This is a genomic window from Pseudomonas sp. FSL R10-2964, from assembly GCF_009600035.1.
Classification (GTDB): domain Bacteria; phylum Pseudomonadota; class Gammaproteobacteria; order Pseudomonadales; family Pseudomonadaceae; genus Aquipseudomonas; species Aquipseudomonas bubulae.
In genome coordinates this window covers 35,704-61,793 of record NZ_WIWH01000017.1, presented here as the reverse complement: position 1 = coordinate 61,793, position 26,090 = coordinate 35,704, and the positions used below count along the sequence as shown (strand labels likewise).

Genomic DNA, 26,090 nt, shown 5'->3' with positions numbered 1-26,090 from the left:
CATGCAAACAGAGCACAAACCGACATTGGATGATGGCGAGCCGATCAAGTGGAATTTCTCGGTCGAGGCTTACATGTCTCAGACCTACGATTTCAGCAATGACAGCTTGAATGCGCTGTATCAGAAAACCAAGGCCAACCAGTGGGATGTCAATACCGACATCGATTGGAGCTACGAGCTCAACCCGGACAATCCACTGGGCATGCCGGACGGCACACTGCTGATCTACGGCACCGATGTCTGGAACAAAATGAATGAAAAAAACCGCGCCGAAATTCGCCATCACTCGCAAGGCTGGACCCTGTCACAGGTACTGCACGGTGAACAGGCTGCCCTGATTTGCGCATCGAAACTGGCGGTGGCAGAAGAAAGCCTCTCGGCTCGCCTCTGTGCTGCCGGGCAAATCATCGATGAAGCCCGTCATATTGAAGCATTCGGGCGCCTGGTGAATAACAAGCTGCCCATCAGCTACCCCATGAGCAAGGCGCTCAAAGGCCTGCTGGAAGACACCATTACCACCAGCAAACTCGACATGACCAACCTCGGCATGCAAGTGCTGGTGGAGGGCATTGCGCTGTCACTGTTTCAAAGCATGGTCGCCTACACCAAAGACCCTTTTATCAAAGACCTGATGACGCGCATTCAGCGCGATGAGGCGCGCCATTTCGCCATTGGCCGCATCACGCTGGGCAGTGTGTACAAGGAAATGAGCGGAACTGAACGCAAGGAGCGCGAAGAGTTTGTGGTTGAAGGTGCTTATACCTTGTACGAACACCTGTGCGCCGACGACATATGGGAGCCGATGGGCTTATCCAAAAAAGAGTGCAGCCACCTGGTCAGGAGTTCTGAAGTGGCCAACTCCATGCGCCGTTCCATTTTCCGGCGGCTGGTGCCGACCATCCGCGAAATGGGTTTGCTGACGCCCCGTGTAAGCGATGCCTTTGAAAAGCTCAGAGTGCTGGACTACGCCGCCATGCCAATGCCGGCTTAACAGGAATACAGTCATGACGCCCCCAACTACTGCGGCAACAAACAGCCCCGCCCCCTTCACGATCGGTATTGAAGCCGCCGCTTACGAGTTACCCGGCGAACGCCAGGACCTCAATGACTGGGCTCAGCACCATAAGTTGCCCGCCGAGCGCTTTGACATGATCCGCAATGCGGGTTGCCGTTATTTCCATGTGTCACCGGACATCGACGAGGTCGAACTGGCCAAGCGCGCTGTCGCTCGCCTGCAAGAGGAGCAAGGCTTCAAGGGCAGCGACATCGGTGCGGTCATCCATGTTCATACCGGGCTATTCAGCGTACCGCCGGCGCCACGCAGCCTGCCCATGGAAGTGGCCACGGCATTCGGCATAAAGCCTGTCTGGGCCGGCTCGATCGCACAGCTCAATTGCTCGTCGATCAGCGTCGCCATTCAGATGGCCAAGGCCTTGATGAATGTCCATAGCCAATTGCACTCGGTGCTGATCGTGTCGTCCGACCGCGTCTTTATCGAGCGTTTCCGGGTGTTGCAGGCAAGCATCTTAAGTGATGGCGCAGGGTGCTTGCTGGTGACCCGTAACAGCCGGCGTAACCGGGTCGGTGCAACGGCCGTACGCAATTACGGCAGCTGGTATCTGGGCTCCGTGACCAACAACGCGGTGAAAAAGGAAATGTTCAATCTGGAGTGGCACTACACCCGCAAAGTCATGAAGGAAGCCGTGGCCGACTGTGGCATGGCGCTTAGCGATTTTTCCTGCATTTTGCCTTACAACTCCAACCACTCTGGCTGGAAAGCCTTCTGTGGCGCAATGGCCATTCCCTCCTCCACGCTCTACTCCGACAACATTCTGAACAAAGGCCACTCCTTTGGCTCGGACCTGGCGATCAACCTGGCCGATATTGGCTTGAGCAAGGTCGATGCCGGGGCGCACCTGATGAACATAACGGAATCGGACAACGGTTCATTTTCGGCATTGACCCTTCATCCGGTGAATTGACATGACCATGACCACCGCCTGCGCGCCTGTCAGAAGCGACGACGCAACGACCGACCAATGGCTGCTGAATCTGAAAACGCCTTGCTACGTACTGGACCCCACTGTCGTACAGGCGCGTTACGCTGATTTACGCGAGCGTCTGAGTACACCGTTGATTGTGTCGCTCAAGGCCAATCCAAACCTGGATTTGTTGATCCGCTGCGGCCATGCCTTCGTCGACGGTGTGGAGCTGGCCAGCCTGGGCGAACTCGATATTGTGGCGGGTCGCATCAACACCCCCAAATACGTGAACAATCCGTCAATGGATGAAGATTTCATGCGCGCGGCCCTGGCCTCACGCTGCACGTTCATCATCGACAGCCTGGAGCAGGCGCAGAGACTGATTCGCGTCATCGGCAAACAGACCGCGCCGCAAACGGTTTTGCGCTTGAACGCGGGCCAACTGGTCAGCTCGGGCAAACACCCGGCGGACCACTTCGGCATGAGTCGCCAAGACGCCTTGCTGACGACGGTTGCATTGGCCCAGGCCAACGTGCCAATCATCGGCCTCCATACGTTTGCGGGCTCCAATAGCTTTCACATCGATGACAAGGGTGCCGATGCCGCCGCCCTTGCCCATGCGCTCGCTGCATTCGCGCCACAAGTAGCACGCCTCACCGGCATGCCGGTTGAGTTTCTTAACGTCGGCGGCGGTTTCTCCGAGCACTTCAACAACCAGGCGCAGACGTTTGACGCTTATCGCCAGCGCATTGCGCCGCTGCAAAAAGACTTCAAGGTCGTCCACGAGTCCGGGCGCGGTGTCTTCGCTGGCGCAGGCACTTTCGTGACCCGCGTACGTTCAGTCAAAGCCTTGGGTGAGCGCTACGTTGCCGTCTGCGACGGTGGCCTGAGCCACAACTTCCTGCTGGCCAAAACTGAGGCCATGTTGAAGAACTACGCGCAGCCGCGCCTGCTGCGGCGTCAACAGGCACCGGGTGACGCGCCCCCGTTGCCGATCCAGTTTGTTGGCAGCACCTGCAGCCGCGCCGACGTGATCGGCTGGAGTCATGAACTGTCGGCCCCGCCGAGCGTGGGCGATCTGGTGATCTTCGACAACTGCGGCGCCTACAACCAGACGTACAGCGTCAGCGCTTTCCTCTCGCAGAGCCCGGCACACACCTATATCCACCAATCCTAGGGACGTCACCATGACCGCCCACATCAGTTTGTACGACCTGTTGAAAGACAGCGCCCAACACCATGGCGACCGCCGTGCGTTCGCGCAAGGCGCAAAGATGGCGACTTATTCCCAATTGCTGGAGGACGTGCGCCTGGCGGCAAAGAGGCTGGCCGATAGCGGCGTGCAAGCGGGCGAACGCGTTGCGGTCTATACGGGCAAGCAGTACGAAACCGTCGTCATGTTCCTGGCAATCAATGCCCGGGGTGCGATCCTGGTGCCCATCAACCCTCAGCTCAAAGAGCAACAGGTTCGCCATATCCTGCTGGACAGCGGTGCTCGCTTGCTCATCAGTACGGGGGCACGCCTAAGACGCATCGAGGCGGCGTTGAATGACATCGAACTCGATACCTGGCAACTGGAAAAACTACAGTCCGAGACCCTGAACACGCTGACCGATGCGGCGTTTGTCAACGCATACGCCGCCGTCACAGACAGTGATCCTGCGGCCATTTTGTACACCTCCGGCTCTACGGGACGGCCCAAAGGCGTGGTGCTGTCGCAACGTAACCTGGTGTCTGGCGCCTATAGCGTCGCTCACTATCTGCGCTTGCGGGCCGATGACGTCATCCTGGGCGTATTGCCGCTGAGCTTCGATGCCGGGTTCAGTCAGCTGACCACGGCGCTGGTCAGCGGTGCTTGCTACGCCCCGCTGGATTTCCTGCAAGCGGGTGAAGTCCCGACGTTCTGTGAAGCCCATGGCGTCACCGTGATTACCGGCGTGCCGCCACTGTGGATGCAACTGGCGTCAGTGCAATGGCCGCAGCCTGCCGGCGCTCGCATTCGCTGCTTCGCCAATACCGGCGGGCATATGCCACCGCCTTTGCTGGAAAAACTCAAAACCGCATTTCCCAATGCGCTGCCCTACCTGATGTACGGCTTGACCGAGGCTTTCCGCTCCACCTACCTGGCGCCGGAAGCGGCCGTCACACGGCCCGACTCCATCGGCAAGGCGGTCCCCAATGCTGATATTCGCGTGATGCGCCAGGACGGCAGCGAATGTGCCGCTGGAGAGCACGGTGAATTGGTGCACCGCGGGGCGTTCGTCACGCTCGGGTACTGGAATGATCCAGAACTGACCGCTCAACGCTTTCGTCCCTGGTTACACCCGGACCAGCAGATTTCGCGTACCGAAACAGCGGTCTGGTCGGGCGATATCGTCTACCGCGACAGCGACGATTATCTGTATTTCGTTGCGCGCAGCGACGACATGATCAAGACCTCCGGTTATCGCGTCAGCCCCACCGAAGTCGAAGAAATCCTCTTTGCCGTGGATGACGTGACCGAGGCGGCAGCGTTTGGTGTACCGCATCCGCAACAGGGCGAAGCCATCATCATCAGCCTGTTCGCCCATCCGCAGATACAAACCAGCGCCCAGGCACTGATCAAGCTGTGCCGGGACAAACTGCCGACCTATATGGTGCCGTTGCATGTGTCCTTCCATGACTCGCCTTTACCGCGCAATCCGAACGGCAAGATCGACCGAAAGCAGCTGAAGCAGCAGTTTTCCGAGTTTTTCTCCACCTCACTTACGGTCACGGAATAGCCTCATGCTTCGAATCCGCGCTATCGCTTCTCACGTCCCCGATACGACCCCTTTCCGGGCGGTACAAGCTCAGGAAAAAAACATCGGCTATGGCCATCTGTTGTACAAGTCGGCGGTCTTTTCCATGCCTCGTGGCAAAGGCAGGATCGACGCCGAAGAAGAGCGTCGACTGCTTCCCACGGCGAGCATCGCCCTGCCGGTAGCGCCACCCTTGCAAAGCTGCGCCGACCTGGCACTGGAAGCGGTCACGCGATTGCGTCAACAGGTTCCGGCAGAAACGCTGGCACAGGTGACCCATATTGTGGTGACCAATAGCGCCCTTAACCAACGCATTAATGAGTCGGTCGCAGGCCGTATCCAGCATGCACTGGGCTTGCCCAACGCGTTGCCGTTCGCCATCGGCCAATCGGGTACTTGCGGCGTGTTCAACGCACTGACCATGATCGAAGCGCTGGTCAGTCTCGGCGGCAAGGTGCTGCTGGTGGCGTCCGATAAGTGGCTCTACCCCTTCTTTCGCGCCTGGGGGGATCTGGTTGTGTACGGCGACGGCGCAGCCGCCATCTTGCTCGATGGCGACGCTCAGACGACGCCTGGCTGGGGGGCGATACGCGCCTCGGCGGTGCACTATGGCGCGGCCATTGACAACCCCTGGGGGCTGACCCCTGCCGCTCTGGCTGAGCGCCTGCATCCGATGGCGGTGAACGCAGCGCAAACGGCAATCGAACGTTCCGGCCTGAAAGCCAGTGATATCGATTGGGTATTACCGGCCGGATTCAGCGACAGCTTCACCTTGGGCGTCAGTCGCGAACTGGGCATTGCACAAGAGCGACATTTCGAACTCGGTGCCCGCGCGCACCACTCGAGCGCGGCCCCCTTGCTGTCGCTTATGCGCCTGCGCGCCACCCTGCCTCAGGGTAAAACAGCCACCGCCCTGTTTTGGGATGCGGCGCTGTGTGGCACCGCTGGCGCCATTGTGGCCGAGATCCAGGCTGGCGCCTGAACCCAGATACACACCGCTTATTAATCAGGAAAACCTATGTCTGCTTATAAAGTCAGCCTGCGTGAGCTTCGCTTTTTTTTGTGGGAACTGCATAAAACCGACCAGAATTTTCTCACACGGGCGCCGTTCAACGACAAAAATCGTACCTACTACGATGCCTTGCTGGAGCGCGCCAGGGCGTTCGCTTATGAGTTAGGCAAGGCCTATCAAGCCTCCGACCGACAGGAATGCCACTTGCTGGAAAACGGCAAGGTCGAAATCCCCAAAGAGTTCCACGGACTTTGGCAGCGCTATAAGGAAGAGTGGATTCAGGTGCTGGGCATCGACAGCGAATCCCAGCAACCGGCCTTGCCACCCCTGATCCGGCAAACCATCCAGGAAATGTTCATGGGCGCCAATCCGGCGTTCATGACCTACGGCGGCTTCAATTTTCCGGCCATCAAGCTGTTGAAGCTGCACGCTACCGCAGCGCAAAAGGCAACGTACCTGCGCAAGCTTCAGCGCTACGACTGGGACGCTTGTTTCTGCGCCACCGAGCAGCAGGCCGGCAGCGACCTGACAGCGGTCACCACTGTCGCAAAACCCCTTGAAAACGGCGAATACGCCGTCAGCGGCGAAAAGGTCTACATCTCGGCGGGCATGCATACGCTGACCGAAAACACCGTTTACTTTGTCCTGGGCCGCATCAATACCACCACCTCGACCTCCTACTCGCTGTCCTGCCTGCTGGTGCCGCGCTTCTGGCCTAATCCCGAAACGGGCGAGCTGGAAGACAACCATGTCGAGTGCACTTCATTGCTGCGCAAGATGGGATTGAAGGGCTGCGCCAATACCCAACTGGTGTTTGGTCGAACCGGCACCACCCGCGCCGTACTGCTGGGCGACCGCAAGAATGCCGGATTGCTGCAACTGGTGCCCTTGATGAACCAGGCCCGTATGAGCACGGCAATTATCGGCTTGGGCCTGGCTTCCAGCGCTTATCTGCATTCAGTCGATTTCGCCGGCAAACGGTTCCAGGGCCGTGCAATCAGTCGCACCTCCGATGCCAGCGCCCCGCCTGTGGCTATCATCGAACACGCCGACGTGCAGCGCATGCTGCTGGAAATGAAGGCCCGGGTAGAAGGTTGCCGTGGCCTGCTCGGTAAGTTGACCGGCGCATCGACCCAGGCATTTGCCCTGGAAGCCGAGCCGGTACTGGACGAAGCCCAGGTCGAAAAATACCGCAAGCTGGTGCTGCTGTTCACGCCGGTGTGCAAGGCGTTCGTCTCGGACCAGGCCTGGAAAATCTGCGAACTGGCGATACAAGTGCATGGCGGTATCGGCTACACCGATGCTTACCCTGTCGAGCAAAATGCGCGCGACGTGAAAATCCTGTCGATCTGGGAAGGGACCAACTACATCCAGTCCCAGGACCTGGTGCGCGACAAGCTCGGTTTTGGCAGGAACTCACGCCTGATCAAGTTTCTGCGCGAAGAGCTGGATGCTTTCTTGAACAACACAACGGGTGTCGGTTCTGAGCTGCACGACCAATTCCCGGCGCTGGAAAACGCCATGGTTGCCGTGGAGCAGGCGCTAACCCGTATCAATGAGCACGTGCGTGAAGGCCGCACACACGAAACCAGCCAGTTCTATACCCGCTTCCTGGAAATGCTCGGTCTCACCGCCAGCGCCTGGGTCTTGCTTGAATCGGCCTGCCTGGCCGAGCGTCAGTTGCGCGAGCCACTGAGTGCCGAAGAAGCCGCTTTTTACCGTGGCAAGGTCAAAACCGCCCATTATTTTTTCGCCAATATCCTGCCGACGGTCACGCAACACGCACACACAATAGAAAACCTGCTGGTCGCCCACTGCGGCATTGCGCTTGATGAGTTGGCACAGGCCGACACGCTGATACCCACACCGCCGCAGAGCCTGTTTGGCGGACCACGCACCCTGTATCGCGGTACCAATATCGACGGCGCCACGATTGAGCCTAATGAAGGGCTGTGGGTCAGGGGTCGCAACCTCAATGACCTGATCGGCATTGTCGACTTCCCCACAGCGCTATGGCTGGCGTGGTTTGGCAGCCTGCCGACCCCTGCTGAGAGCCAGGCCGTTGACGCCCTTCTGGTGCGCATTGCCAGCCACCTGTCGGCGGAGCCTGCCTATCGACGTGGCATCGAAGCCGTGGCCGACAGCGGTGCCGGCATCGTTCAGGCCGCCGCCTGCGGCCTTCTCGGTGATCTGGCAGCGCTGGAACATATTGTCCTGATCGAAGCCACCGTTCGCGACTTGCCTACGCATCAGGATTTTATCGAGGGCCTGGTCAGCGTTGCTTCAACGCCGCACTTTCTGCAAACGGCGCTCGGTTATAGCGCCCCCGGCGCAGCATCGACGCATCACGCCGAGGTCGTGTTGACGTCAATGGGCGCGACCGATATCGACCCATTAGCCATTCGTGTCGTTGATGCCCTGCTGGTGGCCTGGCACGCCGGTTTCGGCTACATCACGCCGACGGTGCTGGTACCCCGTACCGCCATCGGCACCGGTGTCACCCTTGCCCAGGCCGTGGCGGCCGGTTTCATGGCCAGCGGACCGAACCATGTCGGCGCAGCAGAAGAAGCGATGACCTGGCTCAAGACCATCAGTGCGCAAGCCAGCCCTGCTGACATACGGCAAGCGGTCGACCTCGTGCTGGATCAGCCGGGCAACCTGTTGTTTGGCTTTGGCCATCCGCTGTTTGTGCAGGACCCACGACCGCCGCACATCAGGGCCCTGTTTTCCCAATGGGGTTTCGGGGGGCGCTATCTGGAGATTTACGACGTTGTCTGTGCCCACGTTCTTGAGCGCAAAGGCCTACGTCCGAATATTGATTTCATTACCGCCGCAGCCCTGCTCGATCTCGGCGTGACCCAAGCCCGTTGGGGTGTCGGCCTGGGGCTCTGTGGCCGGGTCGCGGCCATGGTCGCGCATGCCATCGAGCGACGCGATCGCCCTGCTTTCGGTGTCAACAGCAAAGCCGCGCGCAAGTTGTTGGCCACCGTTCCAGTGGGGTGGCTGTGAGACAAGAAATGAGCCACACGCACTGGCTAGTTCAACGTTGAATCTTCTTCTAACGCTAACCAAGACGAGAACGTATCCATGTTATTGAAAAATCTACGCCCTGCTGACGAGTACGACCGCTTTGCCTCGCAAGCACTGGAACCCTGGGATGTGTTGTTCGTCACCCGCATCCGCCAGATTGCCCGCGACTTGCCGCCGGGCGCCCTGGTCGATATCGGCACCGCCACCGTCGTGGTCCCGGTGCGGTTGGCCGCCGACCCCGTCCTGAAGGGCTGGCATTTCATCGGCCTGGATCTGGATGAAACCATGCTCGAAGGTGGCCGACCGCGCATCGAAGCGCTAGGCCTGAGCGATACCATCGAACTCAAGGTCGGCGACGCCCTGGACCTGCCCTTCGCCGACAACAGCCTGACCATGGCGGTCAGCCGTGCCACCTTGCATCACTTGCCGGACAAGCTGAAAAGCCTGACGGAGATGTATCGCGTATTGCAGCCGGGCGGGGTTGGCCTGGTGCACGACATGCGCCGCGACGTCGCCCCCGACTTGCTGGAGAAGTTCACTCAAATGCGCGCTTCAGTGGGTTATCCACCGACCCATGTTGAAGAAAAAGTCACCCTGGAAGAAGCGCGCGCGCTGGTCATCGAAGCGGGTCTGGACCATTGCACGGTAGTGACCAGCCCAAGTTCCGGCATGGGCGCACTGGGTTTCGAAATCCTCATCAAAAAGCCTTTGCTGGCTTGATACGCAACTCGTCGGGGAAAAAGCTATGGATCATCGTTTAGATAGGGTTGAGCACTTTAACGAAATGCTGGGCGGCTCACGGGTACAGTGTGGCTTTCTGTCGCCGGAGCACATGCCGCTCGTCATAACGCCTGTCGACAGTACGCTAAGCGATGACCGCGAGGCTTTTACGACGTGGTATCGCCAGCACCAGGCAATCTTTGACAGCATGCTGCTGGCATTCGGTTGCCTGTTGTTCCGGGGTTTTCCATTGCGCGAAAACGCGGACTTCCAGGCGATTGCGCAAAACTATCCTGAGCATGCGTTCGGTTATATCGGCGGCGCCACGCCACGCAAGAACATCGAGGGCAGAGTCTACGAATCGACACGCATCCCGGCCACCCTGAAAATCGGTCTGCATCAGGAAAAGGCCTATATGGCCCACTACCCACAGAAACTGGCTTTCTTCTGCAAACAGGCCGCCGCAGAAGGCGGCGAAACCATACTGTGCGACATGCGAGCCGTCACCCGTCGCCTGCCGCCGAACTTGATCGAACGCTTCAGCGCCGCGCGCATTCAGTACTTGCGCAATTTCCGCGCCCCCAGCACGCCCGAGAATGAACCGCGCAACACCCATATGCGCGAATACCACCGCCCCTGGGATGAAGCATTCCTGACTGATGATCCGCAGCAGGTGGAACAGCTGTGCCGCGATACCCACCTCGATTTCCAGTGGCTCGACGATGGCAGCATCACGGTGTCGCATACCGGTGATGCCATGTTGAAACATCCGCTGACCGGCGAAGCGATCTGGTTCAATCAACTGTCGACCCAACACAACAACGCCCGCTCCCTCGGCAAGCCGGGTTACGCCTACATCCAGCACGCCTATCAGGACAAACCGGCACGCCCTTACGATGTGCGGCTGGGCGACGGCTCGCCGATCTCTGAGGATGAAATCGCGCCGATATACGACGCCTTGGAGGCGCAGGAGATTGCGTTTCCCTGGCACAGCGGTGACATGTTGTTGATCGATAACATTGCCGTCGCCCATGGCCGCAATCCCTACAAAGGCAAACGCGATGTCCAAGTCGCGTTGTTCGATTGAACATGAACAGTCAAATTCTGCTGACGGACGAAACACACGGGCTGTCCGAACCTGCCCTGCACCGTGAGGTGCAGTTGGCACCTACGCGCACTGATGAACCCTATGCGGCGGCGGCCAAACTGATCCGGGTCAGCGCTGGCAGTTTCCACTTCGAGGTCCGCGATCTGCAGTTCCGGCGCGGTCGACATACCGCCATCATTGGCCCCAATGGTGCTGGCAAAACCACCCTGATCGAAGCCTTGCTCGGCTTCCGTCAGGCGCATCTGGAAGAGGCGCAGATTCTGGGGGTTACGGCGTCGCGTTTTCTGCAAAGCACCCGGCACCGCAAGCGGTTGGGGGTGCAATTGCAGCGGGTCGAATATGAAGACTCGTCGAATGTCAGGGAAATCCTCGATTTGCATCAGGCCCTGTACGGCAAGCAAGACCCGCAGGTGGCGCAGGCACTGGATATCGAAGCGCTGCGCAAACTGCCCTATCGGGCACTGTCACGCGGCCAGAAACAGCGGCTCGATTTGTTCGTGGCGCTGGCACACCACCCGGAAATCGCAATCCTTGACGAACCGTTTACCGGGCTCGACCGAGCGTATATCGAGCGCGTCGCACACCTGCTGCGCTACGACCTGGCCGACCTGACCATCATCATGATTTGCCACTCGGAGGAAGAGCTGGATGCCGCAAGCGATGTGGTGTGGGTGTGCAACGGCGGGGTTGAGTATCGAGGCGATAAAGAAGCATTGAAGAACCGCCTGGTCGGCGCCTTCCATGCCTATCTGCAGCTGGACGACAGTGATCATATCAACGCCATCTATCACCAACTGGAACGCGAAAGCGCCACGTTGCGGTTGTCGAGGCCATCAAACACTGAAATCAGCGTCTATGGCACGCAGGAACTGGATCAGTCGATACGCCGCCTGATCGGCAATGTTGCGTTCCAGCACTTTGAGTTCGGCCCCACCCATTACCGCGACATGTTGCACCTCTGCGCCCAGGGAGAACAGGATGTTTAGCATACTGGCGATATTGACGCGCAACGAGCTGCTGGGGTTTTTTCGCAGCAAGTCGGCGCTGTTCTGGGCGCTGGCCTTTCCCATACTGCTGCTGACCGTGATGCTGATGGCGTTCGGTCATCCTGGCTCACTCGGTACGGTAAATATCCAGTTTCTGGAGGCTGACGCCCAGGCCAGTTCGGACACCAGTTGCCAGCTAGCAATCCAGCAGGCATTTGCTGGCGGAGATCCGGTAAAGGCCAATTTTTCAACCGTCAGCAGCACTGCCCCCATCGCAGCAGACACGGTACGCATCGTCTTTGCGGCCGGCGACGAACCGTTGCAGGTGCACTATGACTTCAAGGGTCAGCTGGCGGTACGCGCCGCAGCGCGCGTGATCGAGATCGCCGCGGTCAGGTGTTCAGCGGCCAGACGCGGCATCGTCTCAACAGACCTGGTGCGTTTCGAGGATACGGCCTCCGGTGCCAAGCCCTTCGACTACGGCCAGTTCTTTACAACCGGCATTCTGGTCATCTGTTTGATGTCACTCGGCATCATGTCCACCGCCTTATCGATTGCAAGCTTGCGTGAACATAATGCACTCAAGATCTACGCCTGCTTTCCAGTGCCGAAGCTGGTCTTTCTGGCCTCTATTCTCGTGTCGCGGGTGCTCATGATGCTGATTTCTGTCGGCACCTTGCTGCTGGTGGCGCGGTACGGGTACGGCATTGATATCTCGCTGTGGAGCGTGCAGTCCATGCGTGCGTTGCCGGTCATTCTGCTGGGCGGCGCCATGTTGCTGAGCCTCGGCACCCTGCTGGCCAGTCGCACCTCCTCGGTCAAGGAAACCGAATTGCTGTGCCATCTGATCCATTACCCGGCCCTGTTCTTCGGCAACCTGACCATCCCGTTGAACGATGCGCCAGCCTGGATCAAAAGCATTCTCTCGGTGATTCCGATCAACCAGTTTGTCTCGGTACTGCGCCAAGTGCTGCTCGAAGGAGCGCCCTTGCCTTCGCTGTGGCTGCCCTTGTTGGCCATGGCAGGCTGGACCACGTTGTTTCTCACCGCAGCCACCTTAATGTTCCGCTGGCACAAGAGTTAAGCCCGGGACTCAGGCATTTCATTGCATCTCTATCCAAGGAAACCCGCATGTCTATCAGCAAGCTAGGCCGTGCCTATTTGTCGAATGCCAGCGCATTCATTCCGGTCATCGTGTTCCTGCTGTATGGCCGTTTCGGCCCGGGTGAGGCAGGCGTACGCTGGGATACCGCGTATGTGCTCAGCGGTATTCTCAGCATTGCGCACCTGTTCTGGCTGTTCAATTACCGCCCTGGCCATTGGATCGCAATGGGCGTCGACCTGTACCTGATGATTGGCGCCCTGTTGGCTTCGGTCTCTACCGCTGCGTTGCAAGTGTGGGGGCAGGAGCTGGGTGCTGCTCCCGTGCTGGCGTGCGTATTGGTGATTGGCATGGGTGCCACCCGGTTTTCTCCACTCGGCTTTATCGGCGAAACCAGCAACGACCAGGCTTTGGTCCGAAAACTCTCTGTGATGTTGCTGATTGGCGCTGCCATCGCCGTCGCGGTGTCACTGGCTTTTCGCCATAACACGCTGCTGGGAGGCGTATTGCCGGTCGTCGCACTGGTGCTGGTACGCAGCCAGTTGCTCAAACGCATGGTGGCGGCGCAATGAGCGACCTGGAACATACCGTGGACCGACAAGCCTCGGGACTCGACGCGTTTCTGGCCGAAGTCGCCGAAGTTCTGGGGCAGGCGTCGCTGCTGACCGGGGCGGACTGTGCCCCCTATGAAATCGACGTTGCTCATTGCCGCGGCAAAGCGGCGGCGGTCGTCATCCCGTGCGATACCCACGCTGTCAGCGCGCTTATGCGCATGGCGGTGCGCCATCGCATACGGCTGGTCGCCCAAGGCAACCGCAGCGGATTGGTGGGCGGTGCCGTCACCGACAACTCCGGCAAGCAAGTGATCGTCTCACTTTCGCGCATGCGCCAAGTGCGCGAGATTGATCCCTTGAACCGCACGGTGATTGTCGAAGCCGGCACGCTCTTGTCAGCACTGAATCGCACACTGGAAACCCATTCGCTGTATTTCCCTATTGATATCGGCAGCGACCCGGCCATAGGCGGATTAATTGGCGCCAATGCCGGCGGCAGCCGCTTGCTCAAGCATGGCGACGTGCGCCATAACCTGCTCGGTATCGAAGTGGTGCTGGCCGATGGCGACGGCACCGTGGTGCAACTCCTCGCACCGCTGCGCAAGAACAATACCGGGCTTGACCTTAAGCAGTTGTTTGTCGGCACCGGTGGCGCCTTCGGCATCATTACGGCGGCGACGCTTGAGCTCAAACGCATCGACCAGTCGACGCAAAGCGTGTTTGTGGCCTTGCCTGACCATGGGACAGCGCTTGAGGTGTTGCAGGCTTTCGAACTTCAATTTGGCGATCTGCTGTGCGCGTTCGAAGTGATCTCCGAGGCGGCGCTCGCCATTACGTTGCGCAACTTCCCCACGCTGCGCCACCCGTTCGGCCAATCGTCGGCAAGCTGCTACGCCCTGATTGAGATCGCCAGCAGCATGCCTGGCTTGCACAGCCTTTTTGCGCAACGAACCGAACAGGTGCTGGAAGCGCTGTATGAAAGCGGCCGAATTCTCGACGCCGCCTTTGGAAATACCAGCAGCTTTTGGCCACTGCGAGACAACCTGCCGCTGGCCATCGCCAAGGAAGGTATCCCACTGTCGTTCGACGTAGCGTTTTCGCGCTCACGCTTGGTCGCTTTCCGTGATCAGGCTGCACAGTGGTTACAGCGCGAACATCCGCTGCTACAGCTTTACGATTTCGGCCATTTTGCCGACGGCGGCTGCCATTTGATTGTGCTGGTGCCGCACGCCCACATCAGCCAGTACGGCATCGCCAAGGTCGTCGCTGTGCGTAGCGGCATCTATAAGCTGGTGACCGAAAACGGCGGCTGCTTCAGTGCAGAGCATGGCGTCGGGCCTGTGAATGCAGCTTATTACGGCAAGTACACGCCCCCAGAGGTGCAGGAAATCAGCAGGGCTATGCAGCTTTTAATGGACCCGCAGGCTGTGCTGGGCCGCTACCGCTATACATAGAACCAACCTCCTGCGCAGTCCAAATCCAAGAAAATCGAGCCTGACGATGGCACAGCAAGCTATAGGACACATGATGATTACCGGCAAAATGCTCATCGGCCAGTCGGCAGTACTTGGCGACAAAGGATTGCTGTCTGCAATCAACCCTGCCACCCATGAAACGCTGGGCCCTGACTTCGGCGTCGGCGGTATCGCTGACATTGACCAGGCTTGCACGCTGGCGCAGCAGGCTTGCGATCGCTATCGCGCGACCACGGCAGAACAGCGTGCTCAGTTTCTGGAAGCGATCGCCACCGGCATCCTGGCGTTGGGGGTCACGCTGATCGGGCGCGCCTCCCTCGAAACCGGATTGCCTGCAGCGCGCCTGATCATCGAACGGGGTCGCACCGTGAGCCAGTTGCGACTCTTTGCCCAGGTGGTGCGCGACGGCCACTACCTCGGCGCCACCCTCGACTGCGCATTGCCGACACGCATCCCTGCTCGCCCCGACCTGAGGCTGCACAAAATCGCGCTCGGCCCAGTGGCTGTATTTGGTGCAAGCAATTTTCCCCTGGCGTTTTCGGTTGCCGGCGGCGACAGCGCCGCTGCCCTGGCCGCTGGCTGCCCGATAGTGGTCAAGGCACACGAGGCTCACCTGGGTACGTCTGAACTGGTAGGCCAGGTGATTCAACAGGCAGCCGCTGCCCACAACTTGCCAGAGGGCGTGTTTTCCCTGCTCATTGGCGACAGTCATCCGTTCGGCCAGTCCCTGGTCAGCCATCCCGCGATCAAGGCAGTCGCCTTCACGGGTTCGCGACAAGGCGGTCTGGCGCTGATGCGTACCGCGGCGCAACGCAGCGAACCGATTCCGGTGTACGCCGAAATGAGCTGCATCAATCCCGTGTTCCTGTTGCCGCATGCGCTGTCGATGCGCGCCAGCGAAATCGGCCGTGGATTCGTTGAGGCTCTGACGATGAGTGCCGGCCAATTGTGTACAAATCCAGGCTTGGTGATTGCCCTGGAAGGTCAGCCACTGACCCAGTTTTGCAGCACGGCCCTGGACGCCCTGCACAAAAAGGCGGCAGCAACCATGCTGACGCCGGGGATTCATCATGCCTACCTCGCAGGGATCGAGGAGACAGGCAACATCAGCGGTATTACAACGCTGGGCCAAGGGTGCCCTGCAGAAAAGCCAAGTGCCGCGCAGGCCACAGTGTTCGTAACCGATGCAGCCACCTTTCTCACAACAGAACGGCTTGGCGACGAAACATTCGGCCCCAGCTCGCTGATCGTCGCCTGCAAGAACGAAGATGAAATGCTGGCGGTGGCCGAGCACCTGTCAGGACAGCTGACGGCGACAATGCAATTGGATGACGCTGATCATGGGCTGGCCCGAAAGCTGCTGCCCATCCTTGAGCGCAAGGCGGGCCGCATCCTGGTGAACGGTTATCCGAACAACGTCGAGGTCTCTCACGCGATGGTGCATGGCGGCCCGTTCCCGGCCAGTTCGGACAGTCGAAGTAGCGCCGTCGGCGCCAGCGCCATCGACAGGTTCTTGCGGCCGGTGTGTTATCAGGACCTGCCTGCGGCCTTGATGCCTGAAGCGCTACAGGAGGGCAATCCGCTCGAACTGTGGCGCATGGTCAATGGGCAATGTGTGCTTGCCTGAGTCGCGGAGATCGCTTAATAGCCTGCGCTTTCAGGTTCGTAACGCACAAAGCGCCAGCCCGTCTGTTAAAAAGTCGCTTTGATCTGTAGTCCTACAGCCAATGCGTTTCCTCTTTTTTTACCGAAGAACGCGCCCGGTTCGATGTAGTACTGCATGTCCGGTCGCACCAGCAGCCAGGGCGTGACTTGCGCGCCATAGTTGAGTTCAAGCATCTGCTCGCCGTTGTCGAGGCTGGCGATCATGTCTGACTCCCCAAAATTGATTGCAGCCGCTTCTTGCTCATCGCGCGTGCGCGAATTGATCACGGCGCGGCCATAACCAAAGGCGATAGTATCTTTGGGGCGGTTTGCAAAGGGCTTCTGCTTGACCAGACCCACCGAATACCAACGACGCATCGGTGAAGTCGCAGCGTTACTGGTGGCCGCTTGCCCGAAAAGGCGCAATACGCTTTCAGGGTCTTGCTCGTCCTTCCAGATGGCCTGATCAAACAACACGTAAGCCCCGGTACGGTTACTGCTCTTTTCTGTGCTGCCAATTTTCTGGTAATTGGACGTGTCGTAATACCAACCGACTTTGTACTGACCATCCAGAAAGGCATGATTATTGAAAATCGCCTCCAGTGGCAAAATAGCCCCGGTGGTGCCGTTGCTGGGCATGGAAAACGCTTCAGAAGGGCGTGCGTTGTGCTCCGGGTTGACTTGGAACACAGCGGTTTGCAGCGTTAGAGACGGGTTAACGTCGTAACGCAGTTCTCCCCCCCAGTGTGCCGTCGGATAGTTACCCCATCCACTGCCGCTGGACATGGTTAACGGGTGTGCACAAAAACCGGCGCTCACAAAGTTGGTCAGGATGGGCATCCCCCCAAATTCGGTGCCCATGACCATATATCCAACCTTGGCCGACAGGTCTTTGGAAAACAGATTGCGTTGATAGCTGAACTCGGTCAGCCGGGTGTATTCACCCCCATAGTTTTCCTGAGCTGATAAGCGGTTACCGAGCAAATCTTCCGTGGCGCTGTGGCCACGACGGTCATTGATAATGATCTGCACCACGCCAGCATCCGGAGTGTCGAGTAACTTGCTCAGATCAAACTGCGCGCCAATGCGTATTTGTTGCGCATAGCGAGTGCCGCGTTTTATCCCGCCGTGCAGGTTCGAAATCGTCTCGGAGCTGTATTCACCCGTCAGCTTAATCCCCTTGTCGACCAGCTTCTGTCGCTCCCCTCCCCAATCGCCGGTGAGTGTTGAGCGACTCATCAAGTCCGTAGAATCCGCCAACGCTGAAGCAGGGGCCAACATACAGAACGACAAACCGCTGCACAGGCTGGTACTCAGCAGCGCGCGGAAAGAAAAAAACATTCGAAAGGTGCTCCGTTGAAAAAACGCAGATGATCAAGGCTGTTTAGCAAGTAGCCTTATGCTGCTTGCGTCAGGGTGTAAGGACTGGATTGGATAACGCCGCTTGACGTTAGTAGCAACGCTTAAGTGTAAGCATTAGCTTTTTTGGAATACATCCAACTCTGCAAGAAACATTGTTGGTGCGTTCGTAACAATTCGCCTGAATGCCAGCTCTTGAACTAACAGGCACGAACCTGAAGCGATGACTCAACAGATCTGCTCATCGTGCCTATGACTCATTGCTCGTTGGCCACCCAGCACCGATGACGTTCTGCACCTATTGAGTCGCTCACGACTACTTGATTGTTACTGTTTCATCAATATTGTTTTCCAATGCGCTGGATTTATCCGAGACATCATCCGATTAAAATTAGCCTGCTAGCGCAAACAAAGTCACAAAATCCAACCCTGTAGAGCACTGATGCTCCGCTCCAGGTTTCGTAGAACCTTCAGTCCTTTGTGTGCAACTGCGCGTTCAGCATCCGACTCACCGGGTAACGACCTGGTTTTTCAGCGCTTTAACGCTTGATTGACGAGGTGCCAGAGGATTTACGCCCAACCAATTACGTCCGAATCGATCATTCGGCCGGGCTGTTCGCACCGACGACGAACAGTTTTGTATTCACCCATAGAGCATTCATGAAAATGACGGATGACCATCAATCACCCCCTAAAAGACGGGCAATCAGCTCGCTCGCGAGAATAATATTTTCCCTCTTCGTTTTTGCTGTTGCAGTGACATTGATATACGGCGGGGTCATGTTATTGGCCCTGGACGGATCAAGTTATTATCTAATAGCCGGGTTGGCTTATTTGCTACTCGCCCCGTTATTGTTATGGCGTAAACGTTTCAGCATTATATTTTCGGCACTTATTTTCCTTGCTACATGCGTCTGGGCATTTTATGAGGTAGGTCAGTTCAGTTATTGGGAACTGCTGCCACGCCTTGTCGTTCCAGCCATTATCCTGACACTTAGTTTGTGGGTGGGCGCGACGTTCCCGGGTACATCCCTGACGACTCGGCGCGTGGCTAACCGGTTGGGCTTTGCGGTGTTTGCCGCGTTGATCGCCACCTTTATTGCTGCGTTTTACCCTCACGGTGCGATCTCAAATCCTGTGGTCGCGTCGAAGGCATCCGAGCCGAAGGAACCTACTGCCGATACGCCTGAAAATTGGGAATACTATGGTCGCAGCGCATCGGGTACCCGGTTTGCGCCTTACACGCAGATCACCCCAGAAAACGTCAAGGACCTACAGGTCGCCTGGACATACAGAACAGGGCGCAGAACGACCGGGGCTGGTGCAGGCGTAGACGAAAACACGCCGTTGCAGATTGGCAACGTGCTGTATTCATGCACACCAGAGAATCTGATCACCGCACTGGATGGTGATACTGGGACTCCTCTCTGGAAGTTCGACCCTAAAGCCAAAACTGAAGAACACGTCACCTGCCGCGGCGTGGGTTATTACGACATCGATAAAGACGACAGCCTGAGTGCTGAGGTCAAGGCTTCGCACGACAACGACCAACAATGCCGTCAGCGCATTCTGGTGTCGTCGGTAGATGCCCGTCTGTTTGCGCTTGATGCGCACACCGGCGCCCTGTGCTCGAGCTTTGGTGAGAACGGTTACGTCGATCTCAAGAAAGGCATGGGCCCGACCGAGAAGAGCAAACGCTATCACCCAACCTCTCTGCCGGTTGTGATGGGTCATCTGACCGTAGTCGGTGGCTGGGTGCGTGACATTGTAGCCGGCGAGCCATCAGGGGCCGTGCGTGCATTTGACGTGCTGACCGGTGATTTGGTCTGGGCATGGGACATAGGCGCACCTGAGGGTAAGGACGCTACTGCCGACGATCACCAGTTCACGCTGGAAACGCCTAACGTATGGACTATTCCTACTTACGATAAAGAGTTGAACCTGGTCTATCTGCCAACAGGCAATGGCCCACCGGACTACTGGGGCGGTGATCGCAACGCGGCCAAGGAAAAATATGGCTCGGCGGTTGTAGCTGTGGATGCATCGACCGGTAAAGCCAAGTGGGTTTACCAGATCGTTCACCACGATGTGTGGGATTACGACCTGCCTTCTCAGCCAGTCATGTATGACTGGAAGAGCGCTGACGGCGAGAAAACGCCGGTTTTGATCCAGACCAGCAAAACAGGCAATATTTTTGTTCTGGACCGTCGTACAGGCAAACCTGTTACCGAAGTTGAAGAACGTCCGGTTCCAACCTCACCTGCTGCTGAAGGCGAGCACCTGTCACCGACTCAACCGTTTTCGGTCGGAATGCCAACTATTGGTGTTGAGCCACTGACTGAGAAGTCCATGTGGGGCGTGACGACTTTCGATCAACTGTACTGCCGGATCATGTTCAAGGACTCCGTTTACGTGGGCCCGTTTACACCTCCGTCCGAGAAACCGTACATCGAATGGCCAGGCTTGTTGGGCGGTATGAACTGGGGGGGCATCTCCATCGACGAAAATACAGGCATGATGTTTGTTAACGACATGCGTGTGCCCCTGCGGATGTCGCTGGTGACGAAGGAAGACACCAGCAAGTTCAAAGTATCGACTGACGAAGTGCCCGGTTTCATGGGAACCATTCGCCCACAAGTCGCCGGTATCTATGGCGGCGTGAGAATCGACATTCTGCAATCGCCACTGGGCGTGCCGTGCAATACACCCCCGTTCGGCAGCATGAGTGCGATTGATCTCAATACTCAGAAACTGGTGTGGCAAGTGCCTATGGGCACCGTCCAGGATACCGGCCCTATGGGAATTAAAACCCACATGCCGATACCGCTGGGCATGCCAACACTGGGTGGTCCAACCTCAACAGCCTCGGGCCTGGTGTTCTTTGCCGGGACTCAAGACTACTACCTGCGTGCGCTCGACTCGGCAACCGGTAAAGAAGTGTGGAAAGCACGCTTGCCTGTCGGCGCAGTGGCCGCACCGCTGATCTACAAATCACCGGTTACCGGGAAACAATACGTGGTGATCTCCGCAGGGGGCATGAGCCACTCCCCTGACGTAGGTGATTACATCATTGCGTATGCATTACCGGACAGCGCTGAAAAATAAACGGCTGGTTGCGTTTATGTAAAAAATAATCCCCGTTTACGGGGATTATTTTTGAGGCAAACAAAAAGCCCCGAGAGCAGAACTCTCGGGGCTTTTTAGGTAATGCTGAAGCTGTTAAGCCCAAGGCAAGACCTAGAACGGAATATCGTCATCAAAGCTGTCGAAATCCGGAGCTGGCTGCGGGGCCTGCTGTTGCGGCGCAGGGCGCGACTGTTGCTGTTGCTGCGGTGCAGGGCGTTGAGCCTGCTGACGCGGAGCCGACTGTTGTTGCTGGTAGTTGTTGCCACCACCCTGGTTTTGCTGGTCGCCCTGTGGACGGCCACCCAGCAGTTGCATGGTGCCTTGCATGTCGACCACGATTTCGGTGGTGTAACGCTTGATACCGTCTTTTTCCCACTCACGGGTTTGCAGCTTGCCTTCGATGTACACCTGCGAACCCTTGCGCAGGTATTCGCCGGCGATTTCGGCCACTTTGCCGAACATCGATACACGGTGCCATTCAGTCTTCTCGACTTTCTGACCGGTTTGCTTGTCAGTCCATTGTTCGCTGGTTGCCAGACTCAGGTTGGTCACGGCATTACCGTTAGGCAAGTAGCGAACTTCGGGATCCTGGCCGCATGTGCCGACCAATATAACTTTGTTAACCCCACGGGCCATAACGTTCTCCTAGGCTTCGCACGTCGGCGCTGGGTTAACCAACTGCTCGAGTGTCGCGCGATCCAATAGTTCGGTGTCCAATTTGATATAAATCGCAGCCTCTTCAGCCACGATCACTGCATCTGTAACGCCATTGACTGCCTTTAGACGCTCAGCCAGACCTGCTTCGCGCAACGCCTCGGGCGATAACGGCAGGCGCAGGCTTGTTACATACGGTGGTTCACGCATGGTAACAGCAAAGGCCAACCAGAGTGCAGCCAGACCTGCGCCTCCCAGGAACACAACCGACAGACCGCCATGCTGAAACAGCCAGCCGCCGAGTATGCCGCCCAGTGCCGATCCGAGGAACTGGCTGGTGGAGTAAACCCCCATCGCCGTGCCCTTGCCGCCTGCGGGTGAAACTTTGCTGATCAGCGAAGGCAATGAAGCCTCCAACAGGTTAAACGCAGTGAAAAACACCACAGTGCCAATCACCAGCGTTCGTAAACTGTCGCCGAACTTCCAGAAGAATAGCTCAGTGAGCATCAACGTCACGACGGCGCCGAGCAAAACTCGTTTCATTTTGCGTTTCTTTTCGCCGTAGATGATGAACGGGATCATGGCGAAGAATGAAATCAGTAAGGCCGTCAGATACACCCACCAATGTTGTTCCTTGGGCAGGCCGGCCTTCTCGACCAGCGCCAGCGGCAGTGCGATAAAGCTCGACATCAACATGGCGTGCAGCACAAAAATGCCAAGGTCCAGGCGCAACAGGTCGGGATGGCGCAAGGTCGGCAGCAAGGCCTGCTTCGCCACTCCGGACTCACGATGCTGCAAGGTACCGGTGGAACGCGGCACCATAAACATCACAATCACGATCCCGCACAGCGCCATTGCCCCCGTCGCCAGAAACAGCCCGGACAACCCGAAAGCGCGAGTCAGGAGCGGGCCCACCACCATGGCCACGGCAAATGACAAGCCGATGGTCATGCCGATCATGGCCATGGCCTTGGTGCGATGCTGTTCACGGGTAAGGTCTGACAACAGCGCCATGACCGCTGCAGAAATCGCCCCCGCACCTTGCAGGATGCGTCCCGCAATGACGCCCCAGATCGAATCGGAATTGGCCGCCAGCACACTGCCCAGCGCGAAGACAATCAAGCCCAGGTAAATGACCGGGCGCCGTCCAATACGATCGGAAATAACACCAAAGGGGATCTGGAAAATGGCCTGGGTCAGGCCATAAGCGCCAATCGCCAGACCAATCAGGGCGGGCGTTGCACCGGCAAGGTCCATTCCATAGGTTGCCAGAACCGGCAACACCATAAACATGCCCAGCATACGGAAGGCGAACACAAGGGCCAGACCGCTTGCTGCCCGGGTCTCGCCGCTACTCATGCGTTCGCTGTGGGGATCGTGCATGGAAAAACCTCATGTGAACCGGCGGCGATTCTATCAGTCCCATCGTCTAACAGCACATACACGAGAGAGACGCGACGCTTTGTCACGCAAAAGTTATAAAGGCTGCTTGAATGACAGTGTGCCATCAAGGGCCTGCACAGCTTTCGCACAGATCCGTATACTCATTCGTTTACGTTATGCCCGCCAAGCGAGGCCGCAGTGGACAAGATCCTGATACGTGGGGCACGAACCCACAACCTGAAGAACATCGACCTGACCCTGCCAAGGGACAAACTGATCGTTATCACCGGACTGTCTGGCTCCGGCAAATCATCCCTCGCGTTTGACACGCTGTATGCCGAAGGCCAGCGCCGTTATGTCGAGTCGTTGTCAGCCTATGCGCGGCAGTTCCTGTCGATGATGGAAAAGCCTGACGTCGATACCATCGAGGGTCTGTCGCCGGCGATTTCCATCGAGCAAAAATCGACCTCGCACAACCCGCGCTCCACGGTCGGCACCATCACCGAAATCTACGACTACCTGCGCCTGCTGTATGCCCGCGTAGGTATCCCGCGCTGCCCGGATCACGACATTCCTCTGGAAGCCCAGACCGTCAGCCAAATGGTCGACCTGGTACTGGCCCAGCCCGAAGGCAGCAAGCTGATGCTGCTGGCGCCGGTGATCCGCGAGCGTAAGGGCGAACACCTTTCAGTATTTGAAGAACTGCGCGCCCAGGGTTTTGTTCGCGCCCGGGTCAACGGCAAGCTTTGCGAGCTGGACGAACTGCCCAAGCTCGACAAACAGAAAAAGCACAGCATTGATGTGGTGGTTGACCGCTTTAAAGTGCGTGCCGATCTGCAGCAGCGCCTGGCCGAGTCTTTCGAGACAGCGCTGAAACTGGCTGATGGCATTGCCCTGGTTGCGCCGATGGACGATGAGCCGGGCGAAGAAATAATCTTTTCCGCGCGCTTCGCCTGCCCGATTTGCGGCCATGCGATCAGCGAGCTGGAACCCAAGCTGTTTTCCTTCAACAACCCGGCAGGTGCATGCCCGACCTGCGATGGTCTGGGGGTCAAGCAGTTCTTCGATATCAAGCGCCTGGTCAATGGTGAGCTGACGCTGGCCGAAGGCGCGATCCGCGGTTGGGACAGGCGCAACGTTTATTACTTCCAGATGCTCGGGGCGTTGGCCAAGCATTACGACTTCAGCCTTGAAGTGCCGTTCAGCGAGCTGCCGGCCGACAAGCAAAAGGTGATCCTGTATGGCAGCGGCACGCAAAACGTGGATTTCCGCTATCTGAATGATCGTGGCGATATCGTCAAGCGTGCTCACCCGTTCGAAGGCATCGTGCCAAACCTGGAACGCCGTTATCGCGAAACCGAGTCGGCCACCGTGCGCGAAGAACTGGCCAAATTCCTCAGCACCCAGTCCTGCCCGGATTGCCGGGGTACCCGACTGCGTCGCGAAGCCCGTCATGTATGGGTCGGCGAAAAAACCCTGCCCGCGGTCACCAGCATGCCTATCGGTGATGCGACCGAATACTTCAGCACGCTGAGCCTGAGCGGACGCCGTGGCGAAATCGCTGACAAAATCCTTAAGGAAATTCGCGAGCGCCTGCAGTTCCTGGTGAATGTGGGGCTGGACTATCTGTCGCTGGACCGTAGTGCCGATACCCTGTCAGGCGGTGAAGCCCAGCGTATTCGTCTGGCCAGTCAGATTGGTGCAGGCCTGGTTGGCGTGCTGTATATCCTCGACGAGCCCTCCATCGGCCTGCATCAGCGCGATAACGATCGCCTGCTGGGCACCCTCAAGCATCTGCGTGATATCGGTAACACCGTGATTGTGGTGGAGCACGACGAAGACGCCATCCGCCTGGCGGACTATGTGGTGGATATCGGCCCTGGTGCTGGCGTGCATGGCGGTCATATTGTTGCTGAAGGTACACCGGCCGAGGTGATGGCTCACCCTGACTCACTGACAGGCAAATACCTGTCGGGGCGTGTGAAGATTGCCGTACCCGCCAAGCGCACACCGCGCAACAAGAAGCTGACACTGTCGCTCAAGGGTGCTCGCGGCAATAACTTGCGCAATGTTGATCTGGAAATTCCGATTGGCCTGCTGACCTGTGTCACTGGGGTCTCGGGGTCAGGCAAATCCACCCTGATCAACAACACACTCTACCCGCTCAGCGCCACGGCACTGAATGGCGCGACCACGCTGGAAGCGGCGGCGCACGACAGCATCAAGGGGCTTGAGCATCTGGACAAGGTCGTCGATATCGACCAAAGCCCGATTGGCCGTACGCCGCGCTCCAACCCTGCGACCTACACCGGGTTGTTTACGCCAATCCGCGAGTTGTTCTCGGGTGTGCCCGAGTCGCGCTCGCGCGGTTACGGCCCGGGGCGTTTCTCTTTCAACGTAAAGGGCGGACGCTGCGAGGCCTGTCAGGGTGATGGCCTGATCAAGGTAGAAATGCACTTTCTGCCGGACATCTATGTGCCTTGCGATGTGTGCAAAAGCAAGCGTTACAACCGTGAAACCCTTGAGATCAAATACAAGGGCAAGAGCATCCACGAAGTGCTGGAAATGACCATCGAAGAAGCGCGAGTGTTCTTCGATGCCGTGCCTGCACTGGCGCGTAAGCTGCAAACGCTGATGGATGTAGGCTTGTCCTATATCAAGCTAGGACAATCCGCCACCACGCTGTCAGGCGGTGAGGCGCAACGGGTCAAGTTGTCCCGCGAGCTGTCCAAGCGCGATACAGGCAAGACCTTGTATATCCTCGATGAGCCTACTACCGGTTTGCACTTTGCTGACATCCAGCAGTTGCTGGATGTGCTGCATCGTCTTCGCGATCACGGTAATACCGTGGTAGTGATCGAGCACAACCTGGACGTGATCAAGACCGCTGACTGGCTGGTGGATCTCGGCCCTGAGGGGGGTTCCAAGGGCGGGCAGATCATTGCTACCGGTACACCGGAAGAAGTAGCCGAGATGAAGCAATCACACACGGGCTTCTACCTGAAGCCACTGTTGATTCGCGACAAGGCTTAAATCGCGGTACGAAAAAGCCCCTGCCATCGTGAGATGGCAGGGGCTTTTTACTGAGCGCAAATCAAATTCTTGTGGGAGCGGGCTTGCTCGCGATGGTAACGCCGCGACACACAAGCCAGACCGTTTTGCCTGCATCGCGGGC

General features: G+C 57.9%; 18 protein-coding genes. 15 read left to right on the top strand and 3 right to left on the bottom strand.

Features of this window, described 5'->3' with window-relative positions; all coding sequences use genetic code 11:
- Nucleotide 1 precedes the first annotated feature (1 nt).
- From GHN92_RS11700 to GHN92_RS11635, 13 genes are all read left to right on the top strand, one after another.
- Nucleotides 2-991 (top strand): ferritin-like domain-containing protein, encoded by a 990-nt coding sequence (locus GHN92_RS11700; protein ID WP_094999484.1) that lies wholly within the window; start codon nucleotides 2-4, stop codon nucleotides 989-991.
- A 13-nt stretch (nucleotides 992-1,004) separates the two neighbouring features.
- A complete protein-coding gene (locus GHN92_RS11695) occupies nucleotides 1,005-1,982 on the top strand; it encodes a 3-oxoacyl-ACP synthase (RefSeq protein WP_165484547.1) in 978 nt (325 codons plus the stop codon).
- A 1-nt stretch (nucleotide 1,983) separates the two neighbouring features.
- Nucleotides 1,984-3,159, top strand: coding sequence for a PLP-dependent decarboxylase (locus tag GHN92_RS11690; RefSeq protein WP_153380202.1), 1,176 nt, complete (start codon nucleotides 1,984-1,986; stop codon nucleotides 3,157-3,159).
- A 10-nt stretch (nucleotides 3,160-3,169) separates the two neighbouring features.
- Complete coding sequence (locus tag GHN92_RS11685; RefSeq protein WP_153380200.1) at nucleotides 3,170-4,744, top strand: acyl-CoA ligase (AMP-forming), exosortase A system-associated; 1,575 nt, start codon at nucleotides 3,170-3,172, stop codon at nucleotides 4,742-4,744.
- Between the two features lie 4 nt (nucleotides 4,745-4,748).
- Nucleotides 4,749-5,744: a hypothetical protein gene (locus GHN92_RS11680; RefSeq protein ID WP_153380198.1), complete on the top strand. Its 996-nt coding sequence runs from the start codon at nucleotides 4,749-4,751 to the stop codon at nucleotides 5,742-5,744.
- Between the two features lie 36 nt (nucleotides 5,745-5,780).
- Nucleotides 5,781-8,783 carry a citrate/2-methylcitrate synthase gene (locus tag GHN92_RS24025; RefSeq protein WP_218580733.1) on the top strand — a complete coding sequence of 1,001 codons (3,003 nt, stop codon included), beginning with the start codon at nucleotides 5,781-5,783 and terminating at the stop codon, nucleotides 8,781-8,783.
- 78 nt (nucleotides 8,784-8,861) lie between these two features.
- Nucleotides 8,862-9,524: a class I SAM-dependent methyltransferase gene (locus tag GHN92_RS11665; RefSeq protein ID WP_094999489.1), complete on the top strand. Its 663-nt coding sequence runs from the start codon at nucleotides 8,862-8,864 to the stop codon at nucleotides 9,522-9,524.
- A gap of 25 nt (nucleotides 9,525-9,549) precedes the next feature.
- Complete coding sequence (locus tag GHN92_RS11660) at nucleotides 9,550-10,611, top strand: TauD/TfdA family dioxygenase (RefSeq protein ID WP_153380196.1); 1,062 nt, start codon at nucleotides 9,550-9,552, stop codon at nucleotides 10,609-10,611.
- Nucleotides 10,612-10,613: 2 nt separating this feature from the next.
- A complete protein-coding gene (locus GHN92_RS11655) occupies nucleotides 10,614-11,618 on the top strand; it encodes an ATP-binding cassette domain-containing protein (protein WP_153380194.1) in 1,005 nt (334 codons plus the stop codon).
- Nucleotides 11,611-12,702, top strand: a complete 1,092-nt coding sequence (locus tag GHN92_RS11650) for an ABC transporter permease (protein WP_153380192.1) — start codon at nucleotides 11,611-11,613, stop codon at nucleotides 12,700-12,702. Before GHN92_RS11655 ends, GHN92_RS11650 begins: the two co-directional genes overlap by 8 nt.
- A gap of 47 nt (nucleotides 12,703-12,749) precedes the next feature.
- Nucleotides 12,750-13,292: a permease gene (locus GHN92_RS11645; protein ID WP_153380190.1), complete on the top strand. Its 543-nt coding sequence runs from the start codon at nucleotides 12,750-12,752 to the stop codon at nucleotides 13,290-13,292.
- Nucleotides 13,289-14,728, top strand: coding sequence for an FAD-binding oxidoreductase (locus tag GHN92_RS11640; protein WP_153380187.1), 1,440 nt, complete (start codon nucleotides 13,289-13,291; stop codon nucleotides 14,726-14,728). Before GHN92_RS11645 ends, GHN92_RS11640 begins: the two co-directional genes overlap by 4 nt.
- Before the next feature lie 70 nt (nucleotides 14,729-14,798).
- The gene (locus GHN92_RS11635; RefSeq protein ID WP_153380238.1) at nucleotides 14,799-16,376 is read left to right on the top strand and encodes an aldehyde dehydrogenase (NADP(+)); all 1,578 of its coding nucleotides are present in this window, start codon (nucleotides 14,799-14,801) and stop codon (nucleotides 16,374-16,376) included.
- 65 nt (nucleotides 16,377-16,441) lie between these two features.
- On the opposite strand, the gene GHN92_RS11630 is transcribed toward GHN92_RS11635, so the two are convergent.
- Nucleotides 16,442-17,734 carry a carbohydrate porin gene (locus GHN92_RS11630; protein ID WP_094999496.1) on the bottom strand — a complete coding sequence of 431 codons (1,293 nt, stop codon included), beginning with the start codon at nucleotides 17,732-17,734 and terminating at the stop codon, nucleotides 16,442-16,444.
- Between the two features lie 684 nt (nucleotides 17,735-18,418).
- Between GHN92_RS11630 and GHN92_RS11625 the strand changes: the two genes are divergently transcribed.
- Nucleotides 18,419-20,857, top strand: coding sequence for a membrane-bound PQQ-dependent dehydrogenase, glucose/quinate/shikimate family (locus GHN92_RS11625; protein WP_153380236.1), 2,439 nt, complete (start codon nucleotides 18,419-18,421; stop codon nucleotides 20,855-20,857).
- Nucleotides 20,858-20,989: 132 nt separating this feature from the next.
- Here the strand turns inward: GHN92_RS11625 and GHN92_RS11620 are convergent, their stop codons facing one another.
- Both GHN92_RS11620 and GHN92_RS11615 read right to left on the bottom strand, forming a co-directional pair.
- Nucleotides 20,990-21,514: a single-stranded DNA-binding protein gene (locus tag GHN92_RS11620; protein WP_016779190.1), complete on the bottom strand. Its 525-nt coding sequence runs from the start codon at nucleotides 21,512-21,514 to the stop codon at nucleotides 20,990-20,992.
- Nucleotides 21,515-21,523: 9 nt separating this feature from the next.
- Nucleotides 21,524-22,915, bottom strand: a complete 1,392-nt coding sequence (locus tag GHN92_RS11615) for an MFS transporter (RefSeq protein ID WP_095019084.1) — start codon at nucleotides 22,913-22,915, stop codon at nucleotides 21,524-21,526.
- A 198-nt stretch (nucleotides 22,916-23,113) separates the two neighbouring features.
- Here GHN92_RS11615 and uvrA point away from each other — a divergent pair, with 198 nt between their 5' ends.
- Nucleotides 23,114-25,948, top strand: a complete 2,835-nt coding sequence (gene uvrA / locus GHN92_RS11610; protein ID WP_094999498.1) for an excinuclease ABC subunit UvrA — start codon at nucleotides 23,114-23,116, stop codon at nucleotides 25,946-25,948.
- Nucleotides 25,949-26,090 lie beyond the last annotated feature (142 nt).